The sequence below is a fragment of the Paenibacillus sp. JDR-2 genome, from assembly GCF_000023585.1.
In the GTDB taxonomy this organism is placed as follows: Bacteria; Bacillota; Bacilli; order Paenibacillales; family Paenibacillaceae; genus Pristimantibacillus.
In genome coordinates, this window is record NC_012914.1 from 3,596,163 (window position 1) to 3,612,528 (window position 16,366).

At 46.4% G+C, this 16,366-nt stretch carries 19 protein-coding genes and 1 other annotated feature (1 of these 20 running past the window's edge); of the genes, 16 read left to right on the top strand and 3 right to left on the bottom strand.

Translation table 11 applies throughout. The features are described 5' to 3' along the window. Positions 1-127: a binding site (T-box leader), on the top strand; it begins 133 nt to the left of the window's first position. A 55-nt stretch (positions 128-182) separates the two neighbouring features. The 7 genes from metG to PJDR2_RS15890 all read left to right on the top strand — a co-directional run bounded on the left by metG (position 183) and on the right by PJDR2_RS15890 (position 7,270). Next, positions 183-1,838 (top strand): methionine--tRNA ligase, encoded by a 1,656-nt coding sequence (metG, locus tag PJDR2_RS15860; protein ID WP_015844724.1) that lies wholly within the window; start codon positions 183-185, stop codon positions 1,836-1,838. Positions 1,839-1,878: 40 nt separating this feature from the next. Further along, a complete protein-coding gene (locus PJDR2_RS15865; RefSeq protein WP_015844725.1) occupies positions 1,879-2,400 on the top strand; it encodes a hypothetical protein in 522 nt (173 codons plus the stop codon). A 153-nt stretch (positions 2,401-2,553) separates the two neighbouring features. Beyond that, complete coding sequence (locus PJDR2_RS15870) at positions 2,554-4,173, top strand: spore germination protein (RefSeq protein WP_015844726.1); 1,620 nt, start codon at positions 2,554-2,556, stop codon at positions 4,171-4,173. A gap of 13 nt (positions 4,174-4,186) precedes the next feature. Continuing rightward, positions 4,187-5,308, top strand: a complete 1,122-nt coding sequence (locus PJDR2_RS15875) for a GerAB/ArcD/ProY family transporter (protein WP_015844727.1) — start codon at positions 4,187-4,189, stop codon at positions 5,306-5,308. Continuing rightward, the gene (locus tag PJDR2_RS15880; protein ID WP_015844728.1) at positions 5,274-6,518 is read left to right on the top strand and encodes a Ger(x)C family spore germination protein; all 1,245 of its coding nucleotides are present in this window, start codon (positions 5,274-5,276) and stop codon (positions 6,516-6,518) included. Before PJDR2_RS15875 ends, PJDR2_RS15880 begins: the two co-directional genes overlap by 35 nt. A 27-nt stretch (positions 6,519-6,545) precedes the next feature. Continuing rightward, positions 6,546-6,749: a CLC_0170 family protein gene (locus PJDR2_RS15885; protein WP_015844729.1), complete on the top strand. Its 204-nt coding sequence runs from the start codon at positions 6,546-6,548 to the stop codon at positions 6,747-6,749. 83 nt (positions 6,750-6,832) lie between these two features. Beyond that, complete coding sequence (locus tag PJDR2_RS15890; protein ID WP_015844730.1) at positions 6,833-7,270, top strand: DUF6376 family protein; 438 nt, start codon at positions 6,833-6,835, stop codon at positions 7,268-7,270. Positions 7,271-7,329: 59 nt separating this feature from the next. Here the strand turns inward: PJDR2_RS15890 and PJDR2_RS15895 are convergent, their stop codons facing one another. After that, positions 7,330-7,893, bottom strand: a complete 564-nt coding sequence (locus PJDR2_RS15895) for a TetR/AcrR family transcriptional regulator (RefSeq protein ID WP_015844731.1) — start codon at positions 7,891-7,893, stop codon at positions 7,330-7,332. A 183-nt stretch (positions 7,894-8,076) separates the two neighbouring features. Between PJDR2_RS15895 and PJDR2_RS15900 the strand changes: the two genes are divergently transcribed. From PJDR2_RS15900 to PJDR2_RS15920, 5 genes are all read left to right on the top strand, one after another. Continuing rightward, the gene (locus PJDR2_RS15900; RefSeq protein ID WP_015844732.1) at positions 8,077-8,817 is read left to right on the top strand and encodes an SDR family oxidoreductase; all 741 of its coding nucleotides are present in this window, start codon (positions 8,077-8,079) and stop codon (positions 8,815-8,817) included. Positions 8,818-9,035: 218 nt separating this feature from the next. Beyond that, positions 9,036-9,392, top strand: coding sequence for a MarR family winged helix-turn-helix transcriptional regulator (locus tag PJDR2_RS33215; protein WP_015844733.1), 357 nt, complete (start codon positions 9,036-9,038; stop codon positions 9,390-9,392). Between the two features lie 106 nt (positions 9,393-9,498). Next, the gene (locus PJDR2_RS15910; RefSeq protein ID WP_015844734.1) at positions 9,499-10,245 is read left to right on the top strand and encodes an SDR family NAD(P)-dependent oxidoreductase; all 747 of its coding nucleotides are present in this window, start codon (positions 9,499-9,501) and stop codon (positions 10,243-10,245) included. Between the two features lie 82 nt (positions 10,246-10,327). Beyond that, a complete protein-coding gene (locus PJDR2_RS15915; RefSeq protein ID WP_015844735.1) occupies positions 10,328-10,807 on the top strand; it encodes a carboxymuconolactone decarboxylase family protein in 480 nt (159 codons plus the stop codon). A 40-nt stretch (positions 10,808-10,847) separates the two neighbouring features. Further along, a complete protein-coding gene (locus PJDR2_RS15920) occupies positions 10,848-11,606 on the top strand; it encodes an SDR family oxidoreductase (RefSeq protein ID WP_015844736.1) in 759 nt (252 codons plus the stop codon). Between the two features lie 50 nt (positions 11,607-11,656). Here PJDR2_RS15920 and msrA read toward each other — a convergent pair whose 3' ends face one another. After that, positions 11,657-12,175, bottom strand: a complete 519-nt coding sequence (gene msrA, locus PJDR2_RS15925) for a peptide-methionine (S)-S-oxide reductase MsrA (RefSeq protein WP_041614333.1) — start codon at positions 12,173-12,175, stop codon at positions 11,657-11,659. Between the two features lie 252 nt (positions 12,176-12,427). Between msrA and modB the strand changes: the two genes are divergently transcribed. The 3 genes from modB (at position 12,428) to PJDR2_RS15940 (ending at position 14,596) form a co-directional block, all read left to right on the top strand. Beyond that, entirely contained in the window at positions 12,428-13,081 is a 654-nt protein-coding gene (gene modB, locus PJDR2_RS15930) for a molybdate ABC transporter permease subunit (protein ID WP_015844738.1), read from the top strand. Between the two features lie 140 nt (positions 13,082-13,221). After that, complete coding sequence (locus PJDR2_RS15935; RefSeq protein ID WP_015844739.1) at positions 13,222-13,626, top strand: cupredoxin domain-containing protein; 405 nt, start codon at positions 13,222-13,224, stop codon at positions 13,624-13,626. A 178-nt stretch (positions 13,627-13,804) separates the two neighbouring features. After that, a complete protein-coding gene (locus tag PJDR2_RS15940; RefSeq protein ID WP_015844740.1) occupies positions 13,805-14,596 on the top strand; it encodes an erythromycin esterase family protein in 792 nt (263 codons plus the stop codon). A 71-nt stretch (positions 14,597-14,667) separates the two neighbouring features. Here PJDR2_RS15940 and PJDR2_RS15945 read toward each other — a convergent pair whose 3' ends face one another. Further along, entirely contained in the window at positions 14,668-15,042 is a 375-nt protein-coding gene (locus tag PJDR2_RS15945; RefSeq protein ID WP_015844741.1) for a hypothetical protein, read from the bottom strand. 174 nt (positions 15,043-15,216) lie between these two features. On the opposite strand from PJDR2_RS15945, the gene splB reads away from it, so the two are divergent. Next, positions 15,217-16,284 carry a spore photoproduct lyase gene (splB, locus tag PJDR2_RS15950; protein ID WP_015844742.1) on the top strand — a complete coding sequence of 356 codons (1,068 nt, stop codon included), beginning with the start codon at positions 15,217-15,219 and terminating at the stop codon, positions 16,282-16,284. Positions 16,285-16,366: the final 82 nt, after the last annotated feature.

Here is a 16,366-nt window from a genome sequence, read left to right on the forward strand (position 1 = left end):
GCGCCGGAACCCGCACCCGTTATCGTGCTAGAGTATAAACGCGGCTGCGTCGTACTTGAAGAGGTTAATGCCGCGAGGCATTAATAAAATTGGGTGGTAACACGTGAGGATAACTCTCGTCCCTTCGGGATGGGAGTTTTTTTGTTTTTCAATTTTTAAAACTTTAAGTAGGAGGGAATATCATGAACCCTATTTTTATCGGCGGCGCATGGCCTTATGCGAATGGATCGCTGCATCTGGGGCGGCTCGCGAGTTTGCTGCCGGGTGATGTGCTGGCCCGCTATTTTCGGGCAAAAGGCAATCCCGTTTTGTATGTTTCGGGCAGTGACTGCCATGGCACGCCGGTTGCTGTACAAGCGCTGCAAGAAGGCGTATCGCCGGGGGATATAGCTGACCGTTATCATCAGGAATTTACGGATTGCTTTCAGAAGCTGGGATTTACGTACAATCTGTATACGCGCACGGACCAGGAGTTTCACCATAAGGTTGTAAAAGAGCTGTTTATAAGCTTATTGGAGAACGGGTATCTGTACAAGAAAACGATCCAGCAAACCTACTGCGAGACGGACCGGAGATTTTTGCCAGACCGTTACGTTGAAGGGACTTGCCCGGTTTGCGGAAACCGGGCGAGGGGAGATCAATGCGATTATTGCTCAACTTTATTGGATCCAGCCGACCTGACGGATAAGACCTGCAAGATTTGCGGCAATCCCCCGGTTGAACGTCCTACCGAGCATTATTATATTTCGCTTTCCCTCTTCCAGGATGTCCTGTCGGAGTATGTAGACCATGCTGACGGCTGGAAAGACAACGCGGTCCAAATAACGAAAAGATATTTGAGAGAAGGGCTGAAAGACCGTGCGGTTACGAGGGATTTAACCTGGGGAGTAGATGTTCCCGTAAAAGGCTTCGAGGATAAAAAAATCTATGTCTGGATTGAAGCCGTCAGCGGTTATTTGTCGGCAAGCAAGCAGTGGGCCGCGGAAACGGGTGGCAGCTGGGAATTATTTTGGCAAGAGGGCAAGCATCAGTTAACGGCTTATTACGTGCACGGCAAAGACAATGTACCTTTTCATACGGTTATTTGGCCGGCATTATTGTTGGGCGCCCGCGGTCTGCATCTTCCCGACCGGATTATCTCCTGCGAATACATGACCTTGGAAGGAAAGAAGTTCTCCACGAGCAACAACTGGGCAGTCTGGGTACCGGACATTCTAAGTCGCTATCAGCCGGATTCCATTCGTTACTTTCTGATTGCCAACGGTCCAGAGAACCGGGATACGGACTTTTCTTGGCGGGAATTCATTCATAGCCATAACGGAGAATTGCTTGGCGCATTCGGGAATTTAGTCAATCGAACGTTGTCTTTTATCGATAAATCGTTTGAAGGACTTATCCCGGAGGGTAATCTAAACGATGAATGGAAGCAGACGATCGACGACTGTTATACTAGAAGCGGAGCATTAATAGAAGAAGGGCATCTGAAAGAAGCTATTGAGCATATATTCGCTTCTGTGCGCCGGGCCAATAAGTATTTCGACGAACGGAAGCCTTGGCTCCAGATCAAAGAAGATAAAGCGGCATGCGGGAATACGCTTCATGCATCCGTTCAGATCATCGCCAATCTGTCTCGATTATTAAATCCGTTTATTCCGTTTGCCTGCGAAGAAATAAGAAAATTCCTGACGCTTGACCAACCGGGTTGGACGTTTACTTCCGTTCCCGCCAACCGCAAAATCAGGAATTTGAAAATCTTGTTTGAACGGATTGACGTTAGCCGGATTGAGGAAGAATCAAATCTGTTAGCGAAGCAGCATGAAATGAAAAAGAATCAATAAACCAATACTATCTTGCAACTGTAGACAAAGGGGGATGTCGATGGATCGAGGTAACCGGACGGTACCATTTGGTCACGTAGAAGAGCTGGACACTCGCAAGGGAACGCTCGTGTATTATGACACGTTCCAGGATGTGTCGGACCAGCAGCTGGTACATGCGGCAGCGCTCGCAAAGGCAAGATCTTTTGTCAAGCTCGTGCTCTATCCGCTACACGAAGAAACGGCAAAACGCATGTGGAAACGTCCTGTCGAGCCTTATTACAAGCGGGAGGATTTCCTGTTCGGCTGGCGTAGGGAACATGGGGACGAAGGAATGATTGTGGTTGAAAATTGGGAAGGGAAGCGCAAAAAATATACGCCTATCGAAGCGGCTATCCGTCATCTGATGGAGGCTTATCCGCCGCCGCTCTTCCTGTACGTTTCGCCGGAGACGGCTAACGCATTTGCTTCGTATCATTCGTTCGAGGAATGGATCGGCAAGATCCGCTTGATCATCACGGAACCTCCTCCGGATGCACATCCGAATCTGACCAAGTTTAGACATCGTTGGGATGTAGGCTAGTACAGTATTAATCTCGTAGAAGCAGCTGCCAAGCATTGGCGGCTGCTTTTGTTATGTATACCGCTCCAAAGATAAGGACACGCATAATTTTCCTCGCATTGGTAAAACCTGAGAAAGCAAAAAGTCAGATTACGGGGATAAGCAGGTGATGGAATGCCACCAAGAAAAGTCAGAAGATTAGATGCCAAGCTGCTTATGCCAAGCCCAAGCAAAACGATGGATAAATACAAGGGACAACAAGTATCCGGCAGCTTAGGCGACACTATTGCTTTTTTAGACGGGATATTGGGTATTAACGAAGATTTTACGGTCCGTAAATTCAATGTATTTGGCCAGTTTCCCGCTGCCATTATGTTTTTCTCCTGTATGGTCAATCAAGACAGCGTCAATTCGGACATTATGAAAGCATTGATGTATACGCCGCCGCATCTTATTGGGAGAACGATCGAGACTAATCAGTTATCCGACGTGATCATGAACGACTCTCTCTATCACAGCAAAAGCAGTTTACAGGGCGAATTAACGGCACTCGTAGATTGTATTTTGCGTGGGGATACGGTCATTGCCGTTGATGGGATGAAGGAATCCATCATCATTACGACGCGATCCGTTGAAAAACGTTCCATTGAACAGCCTGCAACCGAGCAGGTAATCAGAGGGCCTCGCGAAGGCTTCATAGAGCCGCTTGGCACCAATATCTCTTTAATTCGATACCGGCTCCAGTCACCGGATCTCCGCATACAGACCATGGAGATTGGCCGTAGAACCAAATCAAAGGTTGCCGTCTGTTATATGGATGGTATTACTAATCCGGCATTAGTGGAAGAGGTTCATAAACGTCTTTCCAAAATCGATATCGATACGGTGCTGGATTCGGGCTATCTGGAACAGTTTATCGAAGACAATCATTATTCTCCGTTCCCTCAGGTTCAATATACCGAACGGCCTGACAAAGTGGTTGCCAATCTGGCTGAAGGAAGGGTCTCTATTCTGGTAGACGGTTCACCTTTGGCGTTGGTCGTGCCTACGGTGTTTAACCAGTTCTATCAGACGGTAGAGGATTATACGGAACGATTCCTTCTGATGAGCTCGATCCGGCTGGCCAGGTTGATCGCTCTCGTCTTCTCGTTGGTTTTTCCGGCTTTGTACGTCTCGATTATCTCCTACAATCCGGAGCTCATTCCGACCGACTTTGCGGTTGCCGTAGCGGGGGGAAGAGCGGGGGTGCCGTTTCCGGCTGTTATTGAAGTCATCATAATCGAGATCTCCATGGAAGTACTTAGGGAGGCCACGATCCGATTACCGCAGCAAGTCGGCGGAGCACTCTCGATTGTTGGCGTGTTAGTTGTTGGCCAAGCAGCCGTAGCGGCCGGATTTGCGAGTCCTATTACGGTTGTTATTATCGCCTTAACGACAATTGGATCATTTGCTACACCGGCATATAATGCGGCGCTAGCGCTTCGGCTGCTTCGTTTTCCGCTCATTATATTAGCCGGGACCTTTGGGCTTTACGGGGTAATGATCGGACTAATCCTGATTGCGAATCATCTCCTGTCCCTGAAATCTTTTGGCGTTCCATACCTTAGCCCGCTTATTCCGGTCGACTTTCAAGGCTTGAAGGATCTATTGGTCAGAGGGCCATTATGGCTGATGAACAAACGACCTGCGTTTCTTGATCCGGTCGATGAAACAAGAGTATCGGAATCGAAGTTTGACGAGCTCAAAAAAACGTCGAAAAACGTGTTAGACCCTTTGAATGATAAAAGCGAGTAGGAGGAATCGTTAGATGGAGACCCGCCAGATTACAGTCATACAGGCAGCCGCAGTTCTTGTAAGCACCATAATCGGCGTAGGCGTGCTTGCACTGCCGCTATTTGCGGTGCGCGCTGCCGACTCTGGAGGGCCGCTCGTAACATTTCTGGCGATGTTACTTGCTTTTGTCGGGTTATTTCTGATTGCCCGGCTCGGCATACGGTTTCCGGATGAGACGATTATCCATTACAGCGAGAAGATCATTGGCAAATGGCTGTCCTGGATTGGCAGCCTGTCTATTATTCTCTTTTTTGCGGTACTCACCTCGTTAACCGCCCGTGAGTTTGGCGAAGTCGTTGTTACATCGGTATTAAAATCAACTCCGGTTGAAGTTACGGTTATCGCCATGCTGCTGCTCGCCGCGATCTCTACACGCCACGGAATTACCACTTTCGCACATATTCATACGTTTTACTTTCCGTTTTTGTTAGTTCCCGTTCTTGTCATTGCCGCATTATCTTTGAAAAATGCGGAAGCGATTAATCTGCTGCCCATTTGGGGCAATGAACCGGGCGGAATGCTGAAAGGCACGCTAACGATTGCCGCCCTCTTCCAGGGAGCATTCGTATTGACCGCCGTTATCCCGAATATGAAGCACCCGGGGAAGGCGATGAAGGCTAGCTTCTGGGGCATGTTGATTGCCGGAGGCCTCTACGTTATTATCGTTGCGGCTACGATAAGCGTGTTTGGTTCGGAGGAGATAAAAAAGCTTCTATGGCCGACTTTGGAGCTTGCCAAGGCAACGTCATTGCCCGCTAACATTTTGGAGCGGCTGGACGCTTCTTTTCTCGCCGTATGGGTGACAGCCGTATTTACAACGTTATTCTCCAGTTATTTCTTTACGATTTATTCAATAAGTCATCTGTTCCGTTTGAAAGAGCATAAGCTGTTTTCCTATTTTATTTTGCCTTTCGTTTTCGTAATGGCCATGCTGCCCAAAAACATTATTCAAATGTATGAAATCATTGAAAACGTCGGCCGCATCGGCCTGATTATTACGATTGTCTATCCAGGTTTATTGCTTATCGTTTCGATTCTTCGCAAGAAGAGAGGGAACCCAATTGCAGACAACAAGAAAATGGATCAAACTCGTTAGAACCCTGTGTGCGGTTATGCTTGCCACGCCTATCCTCGCCGGATGCTGGGATCGATTGGAAATTGAGGAACGGGCTGTAGTTCTGGGTGTATCTATAGACAAGGTAAAGATGGAAGAAGCGGAAGAGGAAGAAGACGCAATCTCTCATTTGCCCGGTACGATTCCCGCTCCGAATAAAGATATGATCCGCGTAGCCGTGCAAATTGCTCTCCCCGGAAGAATACCGTTAGGACCAGGAGAAAGCGGAGGAGGCGGAGGAGGCTCCGTTGGAAAAACGGTATGGGTTATTGACGTTGTTGGCCATAGCTTGAATGACGCCTTTATGAATCTGCAGCAGCAGGTATCCAGCAAGCTTTTTTTCGGACATCTGCGCGTAATTGTTATTTCTGAAGCCGTAGCCAGAAATGGCTTAGAGAACATAAACGATTACTTTCGCCGTAACTCTGAAGTCCGCCGTATGGCATGGATGATGGTAGCGAAAGGACAAGCACGGAAACTTATGCTGGCTTCTCCGCCTCTGGAACGGGTTCCTACACTGTATTTAATGTCAACACTGGATGAAGGCATTCGGATGGGGAAATTCCCGAAAGACTATATCGGCATTTTCTGGAGCAACGTCTCTAAAAAAGGGCAGGAAGGCTTCTTACCATACGTCGAAATAAAGAAAGAACAAAATGTGGAAATCAAAGGTCTAGCTTACTTTGTTGGAGATCATATGGTTGGAGTGACCAGGCCGTTAGAAATTGCAGGTTACTTGGCGATTAAAGGGATAAACCCCGCAGGTTACAGAGTATTCGTTCAACTGGGCAGTCCGGAACAGACTATCATGACGACCGCAACCCATCGCCGGTCCAAAATTAAGGTCCAAATCAAGGACGATGTTCCGCATTTCACGATAGATATCGGAATCGAGCTTAACGTGGAAGGAAAGGTTAGCGATAAAATTCAGATTAATAATCCGGATGTCTTGAAATTGATCGAGGAAAAGCAAGGCTCGGATGCCATCAAGTTTTATTACGATATCATTAAGGAATCGCAAGAAAAAGGTTCGGATTATTTCGGATTCGGCGAAATCGTCCGGGGAAGAAAACCTCAATATTGGAATAAACGAATTAAGACGGCGGAGGAATGGAGCAAAATGTACGAGAACTGTACCTTTGAAGTCAAAGTCGCGATGAAAGTACGAAGGATCGGAATGAAGGGCGTATAATATCCTGTTTGAAGGAAGGGATTGCGGATGCTTGGCGGTTATACGATAGGCTACTTGTATTACGCAATTACACTGTTTATTGTAAGCGGGTTGCTGGTCATTTACATCGATGTCAGAGATCTAAGCAAGGATAAAAAGCAAAAAAAAGAGTTGAAGGTTTCCCGGTTTATCGGGTGGTTCAATATCGCTGCAGGCGTATTCCTGTGGGTTGGCGACATCATTATCGATTAGCTTAAACGCTTAATGAAACCCTCTCCCTCCCAATTCGTAAAAAGTAAAAATAAGCAACCATGCAGGAAGGAAGAGGCAGCTGAATGAGAACGCTGACGATACTCTTACTCGTCGTTTCGTCCATGATGTTAAGCGCTTGTTCTTTGTTTGAAAGTGCCAATCAAACCGTGCAATACGTGGATCAAACGCAGGGGCATATTAACAAATTGTCTGATTTTGCGGAGCAGGCACCCCAAATGATGCAAGATGCTGCGACCAATCCCGAAACGATGCAGCAGCTGGAGGACCGTCTAGTTGCGCTAAAAGAGGATATTGAACAGTTTAATCTATTGGACGCCCCCGCCATGGCAAAGGATCTGCATCAACAAATAATCGAGAAAAATCAAATATTGCTGCAGGAGATCAACGACGCCTTGGCTAATGGTCATCTCGCATTGGACCAGCTTCAGAACTCGCCTATCATACAAACGATTACGGATATAACGAGCTTGCTTAACCGTATCGAAAATTTAGGCTTATAACCGTAAAGGCCATCTGATTTCGGAGGAATAACCTCCGGATTCGGATGGTTTTTTATTTTTTAACGATACATTGAATAAACCTGGTTATTTTCGAATAAATGTTGAACCTGATCGGCCATAAAGGGAGTGGAATGAGGCATACCGCGGCGGATCCACCACTCCACAACGCCAATAAAGGCCGATGCCATAAATTGCGCTTTAATCTCCTGGTCTATATCGGGTTTCTCATTCGTTTGTTCCATCTTGAGCATCATGTTCACGGAGAAGAAATGCAGCAATTGATCCCGGAATAGAAATACTCTCTCATTGGAAAACATAGCGGAGAAAAACGGGAAGTGCTCTTGGAAGTAATCAAACACCTGCTGGGGGTTTCCTTCGCCCGACTCGCGGTTTTTGCATATAGAGATGATCTCGCCGATATGCTCTTCCGTACATTTGTCCAAAAGGTCGTATTTGTCGCTGTAGTGCAAATAAACGGTACCGCGGTTTACGTTTGCCCGGTCCGCAATCTCGTTAATGGTGATCTGTTCAAACTCTTTCTCCGTAAAAAGTTCAAGAAACGATTTCTTAATCGCTTGCTTTGTCCTTAGAATTCGGCGATCGGTCTTTACCACATTTTCCATACTTTTCGGTTCCTCCGTAAAAATAATCAACAATTGTGATGAGAGTGTCGGATATAAAACAAAAGCGCATCAATCAACCATTGAGAGGTTGAGACATCTGTCTATAATGTAAATCAACGGCCGTTAAATATTCAACACGCGTTTTATATCCGATACAAATATTCAACAAAGGAGACGATATCCATGGAAAATATAAAAGATAAAGTGGTCATTATTACCGGAGCTTCAAGCGGAATAGGGGAGGCTACGGCGAAGCTTCTAGCTGATCAAGGCGCGAAGGTGGTGTTAGCGGCAAGAAGAGAGGATCGTCTTCAATCAGTCGTTAATGACATTAAGCAAAATGGAGGAGAGGCGGTATCCGTTAGAGCGGATGTCGTATCTTCCGAAGACATGAAGAGATTAGCTCAATTCGCCTTGGACAAGTACGGCCGTATCGATGTCTTGGTAAACAACGCAGGCATTATGCCAAGCTCCAGAATGAACGAGCTTCGGGTAGAAGAGTGGGAGCAAATGATTGATGTGAATATCAAAGGCGTATTGTACGGGATCGCTGCGGTATTGCCGGTTATGCGCGAGCAGAAGTCCGGTCATGTCATTAATTTATCCTCGACCGCCGGTTATCATGTATCCGCCACTTCCGCCGTATATGCGGCAACTAAGTTTGCCGTCCGGGCAATCTCGGAAGGGCTGCGCCTTGAGGAGTCCGCCGATTCGGGTATCCGATCTACCGTCGTTTCCCCAGGTTTGACGAACACGGAGCTCTTCAGCAGCATCACAAGTCCGGAGGTGCAAGCAATGGCCAGTCAAATCGGCGGAATGGGAATTAATCCATCCAGCATTGCGAGAGCTATCGCATTTGCGATTAATGAACCTGACGATGCGCTTGTGAGCGAAATTATGGTAAGACCAACCGCGTTAGCTTAAGCAATACCGGAAAAAGGGGCTGCCGATCATTATTTATCGGCAGTCTTTTCTTGAAGGATGCCTTGACACGCGAATACGTTAGCGTTATTGTTAATTCGCAAATAGTTAATTGATTAATTATAAGGGAGGCTAATCGTATAGAGAAGTGGGATCCGTTTGAGCAGCCGATTCTTCCTATCGATGTTTTTCTAACAATCTACAAAACCAGTCACCATCTGGTGCAGAAGCTGGAGGAACATCTGGGGAAGTATGATTTAACGCTTGGCCGCTGGTGTTTGCTGGTCGCTTTGAAAAGAGGCGGAAGGCCAATGCTTCCGTCTGAATTAAGCGATGATCTCGCCGTAACCAGGGCGAATATCAGCAATTTATTGAATTCATTGGAGAAGGCGGGAAGGATCCAAAGAGATTTTGATCCCTCTAACCGAAGACGAATACTTGTCCGATTAACTTCAGACGGCGAGGACCTTATCGCGAAGGTGTGGCCCGTATATGAGGAAACCATCACCGAGCATATTGGAAAGCTTTCGCCGGAAAATCAGACAAAGCTCAAAGAATTGCTGAACATTTTATTCTAAAACACGATTACCGTCCTAGATAAGGACGGCTTCCGTCAAATAGTTAATTAATTAATTATTATCAAATTAACAAAAAAAACAAGATAAACCAAAGGAGACTGAACCTATGTTAGAAAATAAAGTTGTTATTATTACCGGCGGGGGAGCCGGTATCGGATTGGCTGCGGCTCAAATGTTCGCCGCTAAGGGAGCTAAGGTGCTCATCACCGGACGTCGAATGGAAGTATTGGAACAAATCACGGCTATCCATCCGAATATCCAAGGATTTGTCGCTGATTCAAGCGATCCCGATTCGGGTGCAAATACGGTCGCGGCAGCAATCCATTTGTGGGGACGAGTAGACATTGTTGTCAATAACGCGGGCGCTGGCGGTATTACGCCGCTTGAGCATGTGAGCGCGCAGGCGATTACGGATATTTTCGCGGTAAATGTCATGGGACCAACGCTTCTTGCCGCAGCCGCTATTCCTCATCTTGAGAAGACAAAAGGGTTAATCATCAATATGTCGAGCACGTATGGCAGTAAGGCAGGAGCCAATCTGTCGTTGTATGGTTCCAGCAAAGCCGCAATGGAATATATGACTCGCAGCTGGGCGCTTGAGCTTGCTCCGAAGGGCATTCGCGTTAACGCCATTGCTTCCGGTCCGGTCGAGACTTCTTTCCTCCGGGAACGGATGGGACTCACTCCTGAGCAAGCTGAAGCGGTTAAGGAGCATGAACGTCAAAGCATACCGCTTGGCCGCCGAGGAGAGCCTAACGACGTTGCAGCATGGATCGTGACTCTTGCCGAACCGGGTATGGACTGGGTAACGGGTCAGGTTATCGCCGTAGACGGCGGTCTGAACATCACTTAAAAACTTTTTCGATGCGGCTGTCACAAAACAATATCGTCGATTGTCTTAATAACGTCACAACAAATTTGAGGAGGAATACAAAATGACACAACGTGTAAATTATATGCAGCAATCGCCGGAGTTCACTAAAAAAATGATGGAGTTCAGCTATGCGGAGAAATCCAGTTCCATTGAAGCGAAGATTATTCACCTCGTGCACATCAGAGCTTCCCAAATGAACGGCTGCGGATTCTGTCTGGATATGCATGTTAAGGAAGCAAAGATTCACGGCGAGAGAGAATTGCGTCTTTATCATCTAGCAATCTGGAGAGAATCCACGTTGTTCGATGCTCGCGAAAGAGCTGCGCTTGCTTGGACCGAAGTGTTGACTAAACTGCCGGAGCATGGCGTATCCGACGAAATATATAATCGTGTCCGCGAACAATTCACGGAGAAAGAAATTTCCGACCTGACATACTCGATCATGGCGATCAATGCTTGGAACCGTGCAAATGTAGCCTTTAGAACAGAGCCTGGCTCCGCTGATGCTGCATTTGGTTTAACCAAAGCCGGCCTGAACTAATTGAAGCTACTATAAAAAAGAGATAGGGAGAGGAAACCGTATGAAAATCGTCGTTATTGGCGGAAGCGGACTTATTGGGAGAAAGCTTGTCGGCAATCTAAACCAACTGGGTCATGAGGTTGTAGCCGCATCACCGTCGCTTGGCATCAACAGCGTTACGGGCGAAGGTTTGGCTGATGCGTTAAGCGGGGCGGAGGTTGTCGTTGACGTAACAAATTCTCCGTCCTTCGAAGACAAGGCTGTTCTGGAGTTTTTCGAGACCTCAACCCGCAATCTTCTTGCCGCTGAAGAAGCGGCTGGCGTTAAGCATCATGTTGCCTTGTCGGTTGTTGGTACAGACGGTCTGCTCCAAAGCGGTTATTTCAGAGCAAAGTTCGCGCAAGAAAACCTGATTAAGGCTTCCAATATCCCGTATACCATCGTAAGAGCAACTCAATTCTTCGAGTTTGTTGGCGGCATTGCTTATACGTCTACAGAAGGGGATAAGGTGCGTTTGTCATCGGCTGATGTACAGCCGGTTGCGGCGGAAGATGTATCCGAAGCGCTTGTCGACTTTACGCTCGGTAAACCGTCGAACGGAATCCGTGAGGTTGCCGGCCCAGAGAAATTTGGTCTCGACGAATTTGTACGTCAATATTTGAAAGCAACCCAGGATACCCGCCAGGTTGTAACCGATGAAAAAGCTCCTTACTTCGGCACAGAACTGGAGAAGTCTTCGCTTGTTCCTGGTGATAGCTCCGCAAGGCTTACAGCTGCGCGTTATGCGGATTGGCTGAAAAGTATTGCCGTTCAGGTATAATAACAGAACCGAAATAATAAAAGGAGACCCGGCAGCGGGTCTCCTTTCTTTTACTTGCTCCAATACTTCTCGATAATGGCTTCACGGCCTGAATATATGCGGGATTCTTTATAGTGCTTAGGGTTCTTCTTGTGGTAACCTTGATGATACTCTTCTGCCGGATAAAAGACAGAAGCTTCCTCAATCGCCGTTACAACAGGCTTATCAAAACGCCCGCTCTTATCAAGCTCATCGCGGGACTGGAGCGCTAATGCTTTCTGCTCTTCAGTATGATACAGGATCGCGGCGCGGTATTGACTCTTGCGGTCATTACCTTGACCGGTTGCATCCGTAGGATCAATCTGTGGCCAATAGAGCTCCAGAAGCTTCTCGTAAGGGAAAATCTCAGGGTCAAACGTAATTTGCACGACTTCCAGATGTCCCGATTCTCCTGTCAGAACCTGCTCGTAAGTGGGGTTCTCGATATGGCCGCCCATGTAACCGGATAAAATGCCGTGAATTCCGGGCTGTTCCTCAAAGGGGCTTACCATACACCAGAAGCATCCTCCGGCAAACGTTGCTTTTTGCAGCATAATCATTCCTCGTTTCTAGTTAGCTGTAGCTTCAAATGATGCTATTTAACTAATTATGATAAGGGATGACTTGGCAAAACTCAATATCATTTAGTTATATTTAATTATAAATAGATATAATCAGTAAAGCTCATTCCAATTAAGAATCTTGTATTTTATTGATATCTACGGTGTAACCGTTTATATTGGTAATGTTCTATTTAAATTGATCTAGTTATAATTAGATATAAAAGAAAGTGGAGGAGAAAGTTGATTAGCGCTCATGATTTTTGGCTTCCTATCCGGCTATCCTTATTGGTTGCATTGTTCTCAAGCCTCTTTGTGCTAGTTCTTGGAGTAGCTGCAGCATGGTGGATGTCCCGTACAAAACTAAAAGGCAAGATACTTATCGAAACCGTATTTATGCTGCCGCTGGTCCTTCCGCCAACAGTAGTTGGTTTTTTATTGCTCGTGTTATTGGGAAGGAGAAGCTGGCTCGGTCAGGCTATTGAATGGCTGTTCTCAGCTCCGGTTATATTTACTTGGTGGGCAGCGGTTATTGCTGCAGTCGTCGTTTCTTTTCCGCTGGTATATCAAACCATGAAAGTTGGCTTTCAATCCGTTGATAAAAAATTAGAAGAGGCTGGGCGGTCAATCGGAGCGAATGAACGGCAGGTTTTCTGGCATATAACATTGCCGCTAGCATTCAGATCGCTTATTTCGGCCTATATTCTTGGCTTTGCGCGCGGGTTGGGCGAGTTTGGCGCAACCCTGATGATAGCCGGGAACATTCCGGGCAAGACTCAAACGATACCTACCGCCATCTATGTAGCCGTTGATTCCGGCAATACAACGCTGGCTTGGGCATGGACAGGCTCCATCATTGTGATCTCGTTTATCTTGCTCCTAATAAGCAGACGATAACATACAGCAGCTTCCGAACTACTTCGGAAGCTGCTTTTTTGTAATGAAATATTCACTATTCCTTCAATGAACAGCCACATGGCTGGCAATATTAAGTCATTTGAAAGTGTATAATCGACCTAAGGAAAGGAGTACATTTTATGAAAACCAGCATATTCAAATCCCCAACCATGTGGCTTGTTTTAGCGATAATAATGATATGTGCTTTATTTTTTGTCTTCTTCTCCTCTTCAAACTCGAAGACTAAGGCTGAAGTACCCGCCGTTACCATGCAGGATGGCTATCAGATCGTTACGATCCAAGCTAAAAAGGACGGTTTTTACCCTTCTAAAGTTGAAGTTAAGGCCGGAGTTCCCGTTAAGCTGAACTTTGTCAAAAATACGTCTTTTACTTGCATAACAAGCGTAGATTCAGATGATCTTGGATTTGATCTTTATTTGAAAAAAGGGGAGAACTACACGACGTTGGCCAATTTAACCCCCGGATCGTATCAATTTGACTGCGGAATGTACATGTACCACGGAACGATTACCGTAGTTGCTTAATATCGATCTTTTAAATAAAATGAACCTTTATCAAAAAAGCTGCAGATCCATGATGATCTGCAGCTTTTTTTGCGTTTAGCAGCCAATATCCGAGATTACATAACGAGTTTATTTGTGGTAACGATATAAGGATATAAGATAGTACCTCATTGCGACATCTAGGGTTAGGAGAATAAACATGAAAAACAGCGAAAATGTAGTGAAAAAAATAAAAGAATCATCGATCCCGCTGAAAAGCACGGCTGATCTTGACGCGCTAGTCGAAGCCATTGGGGATGCGGATTTTGTATTGTTAGGCGAAGCTTCTCACGGCACGTCCGAATTTTATACTTGGAGAGCAGAGTTATCGAAGAGGCTGATTGCCGAGAAAGGCTTCTCTTTTATTGCGGTTGAAGGGGATTGGCCAACCTGGATGTGGGCTAATGAAGAAATTTTGCATTTTACGAAATGGCTTCATGATTACAATCTTTCTCAACCCTCGAATTCGAAGATTGGTTTTTACGGCATTGACGTATATAGCTTGTGGGAATCCATGGATGAGATTTTGAAGCATTTGGAAAAGACGAATTCGCCTGAGCTGGATAAGGCACGCAAAGCGTTTGCCTGCTTTGATCCTTATAACCGCGAACCGCAAAATTACGGAGTTTCCGCCGCATTTTTATCCGAAAGCTGTGAAGAAGAGGTTGTACAGCTATTGAGAGACCTTCAAATCAAAAGACAGCAGAGCGATAGCCGCGATGAAGCGCTCCTCAGCGATGAGCTGAACGCACTCGTAGCCGTAAACGCCGAGCGTTACTATCAATCGATGGTGCAGGGAGGACCTGAATCCTGGAATGTCCGGGATCAGCATATGGCCCAAGCGCTGGACATAATAAAAGCCTTTCACGGCGAAACTACGTTCCATCCGTACTGCCGCAAAGATACGATGCGTTTATTCACATCGAGGAATCGCATGCGCTGTCACCATTGAAACAGGAAGTATTGCATATTTGAACAGAAAAAAGGGATATTCCTTAAACAGGAACATCCCTTTCTTGTTCTTTATACAAGGGCGCCAGCTTTCTCTACGATTGCTACCGCTTGTTCATAATCGTCTTCATCGATAACAACAGTCAGAAGAATGTCGCGCCCGGCTGTGTCATAATTTTGTTCTCCTGAGCTCATGCCGCTCGCACTAACGTTTGCTGCCGCAAGGATGCCGGCATCCACGTCCGAGAAATCTCCACCTAAAGTTAAGTAGCCAAGTCCGGGGAAATCGCCTGTTATCGGATTGCGAATCCGATCCGACCCGTCGCCCGGATAACCGTCAAACCGGTTAACGGAGCTGTCTATAAGCTTTAACGTTTTTATTTGCTCGAGTGCTTTTTCTGCTTGCTCGGGACTTTTGAAAAAAGCGAGAATATTTTTTTCCGCCATGGCAATCCCCGGGTTCTACGAAAATAATGAGTCAGTCTCCATGGTGTATGTTGCACGTATGGCCAGGGATCTATGCACTCCGGTAAACAGTTAAGCGCTTATTCGTATGAAATTGATGATTTCGTCCACCCTAAAGTTGATTGCGAAATGAATCGTACAGTGGGGTGAGCTGATTTGTCTAATTCAACCGGATTATTAACTCCACCGGCGCGGGATACGAAGGTATTCGTTCCGGAGCTTGTTTATTTTGAGCCTGATGCGCTGAACTATCCGAAAGGCCAAAGAATACATGAATGGGCTAAAGAGCAAGGGCTTCCGATTCATATGACGACTTCGCATAACCGGATAACTAATTTACCGGGCGAAAGCGATCTGGAGAAATACAGGATTGCCAAACGCACTCTCGTCGTGGGTATTCGAAAAACGTTAAAATTCGACCAATCCAAGCCTTCGGCCGAGTATGCTATTCCTATTGCTACGGGTTGTATGGGGCATTGCCATTATTGTTATCTGCAGACAACGCTCGGAGCTAAACCGTATATCCGCGTCTACGTAAACACCGACGATATTCTTAACCAGGCTAAACAATATATCGAGGAACGCGCTCCGGAGATTACCCGCTTCGAGGCAGCTTGCACCTCCGATCCCGTTGGCCTTGAGCACATTTCCGGTTCACTCAAGGAGTACATCGAATTTATGGGGCAGCAGCCTCTTGGACGGCTTCGCTTTGTCACGAAGTATCACCATGTCGAGCCGCTCCTGGATGCAAAGCATAACAAGCATACCCGGTTTCGTTTTAGCGTAAACGCGGATTATGTCATCAAGCACTTTGAACCGGGTACGTCGAAGTTTTACGAGCGGATTACCGCAGCGGGTAAAGTGGCTCATGCGGGTTATCCGCTTGGATTTATTATCGCTCCAATCATTTGGCATGAAGGATGGGAAGACGGTTATGCCGAACTTATAAGTCAATTAAAACAAGCGCTTCCGCCTGAAGCTTGTACCGATCTGACTTTCGAATTAATTCAGCACCGCTACACAAAAACAGCGAAAAATATCATTCAGCAACGCTACCCCAAATCCAAGCTGGAGATGGACGAAGAGAAGCGGAAATACAAATGGGGCCGCTGGGGCCAAGGGAAATATGTCTACCCTGATGAACAAGCTAACGCACTCAAGGATTTTATTTATAAACAGATCAACGAGCATTTTCCCGAAGCCAAGATTGAATATTTCACTTAAAGCATCGGATGATGAGAACAGATTCGTGCTCGGCAAACGGCCGTGATATAATCGGGAGAAGCTAAGTTGCATGTATCGTATC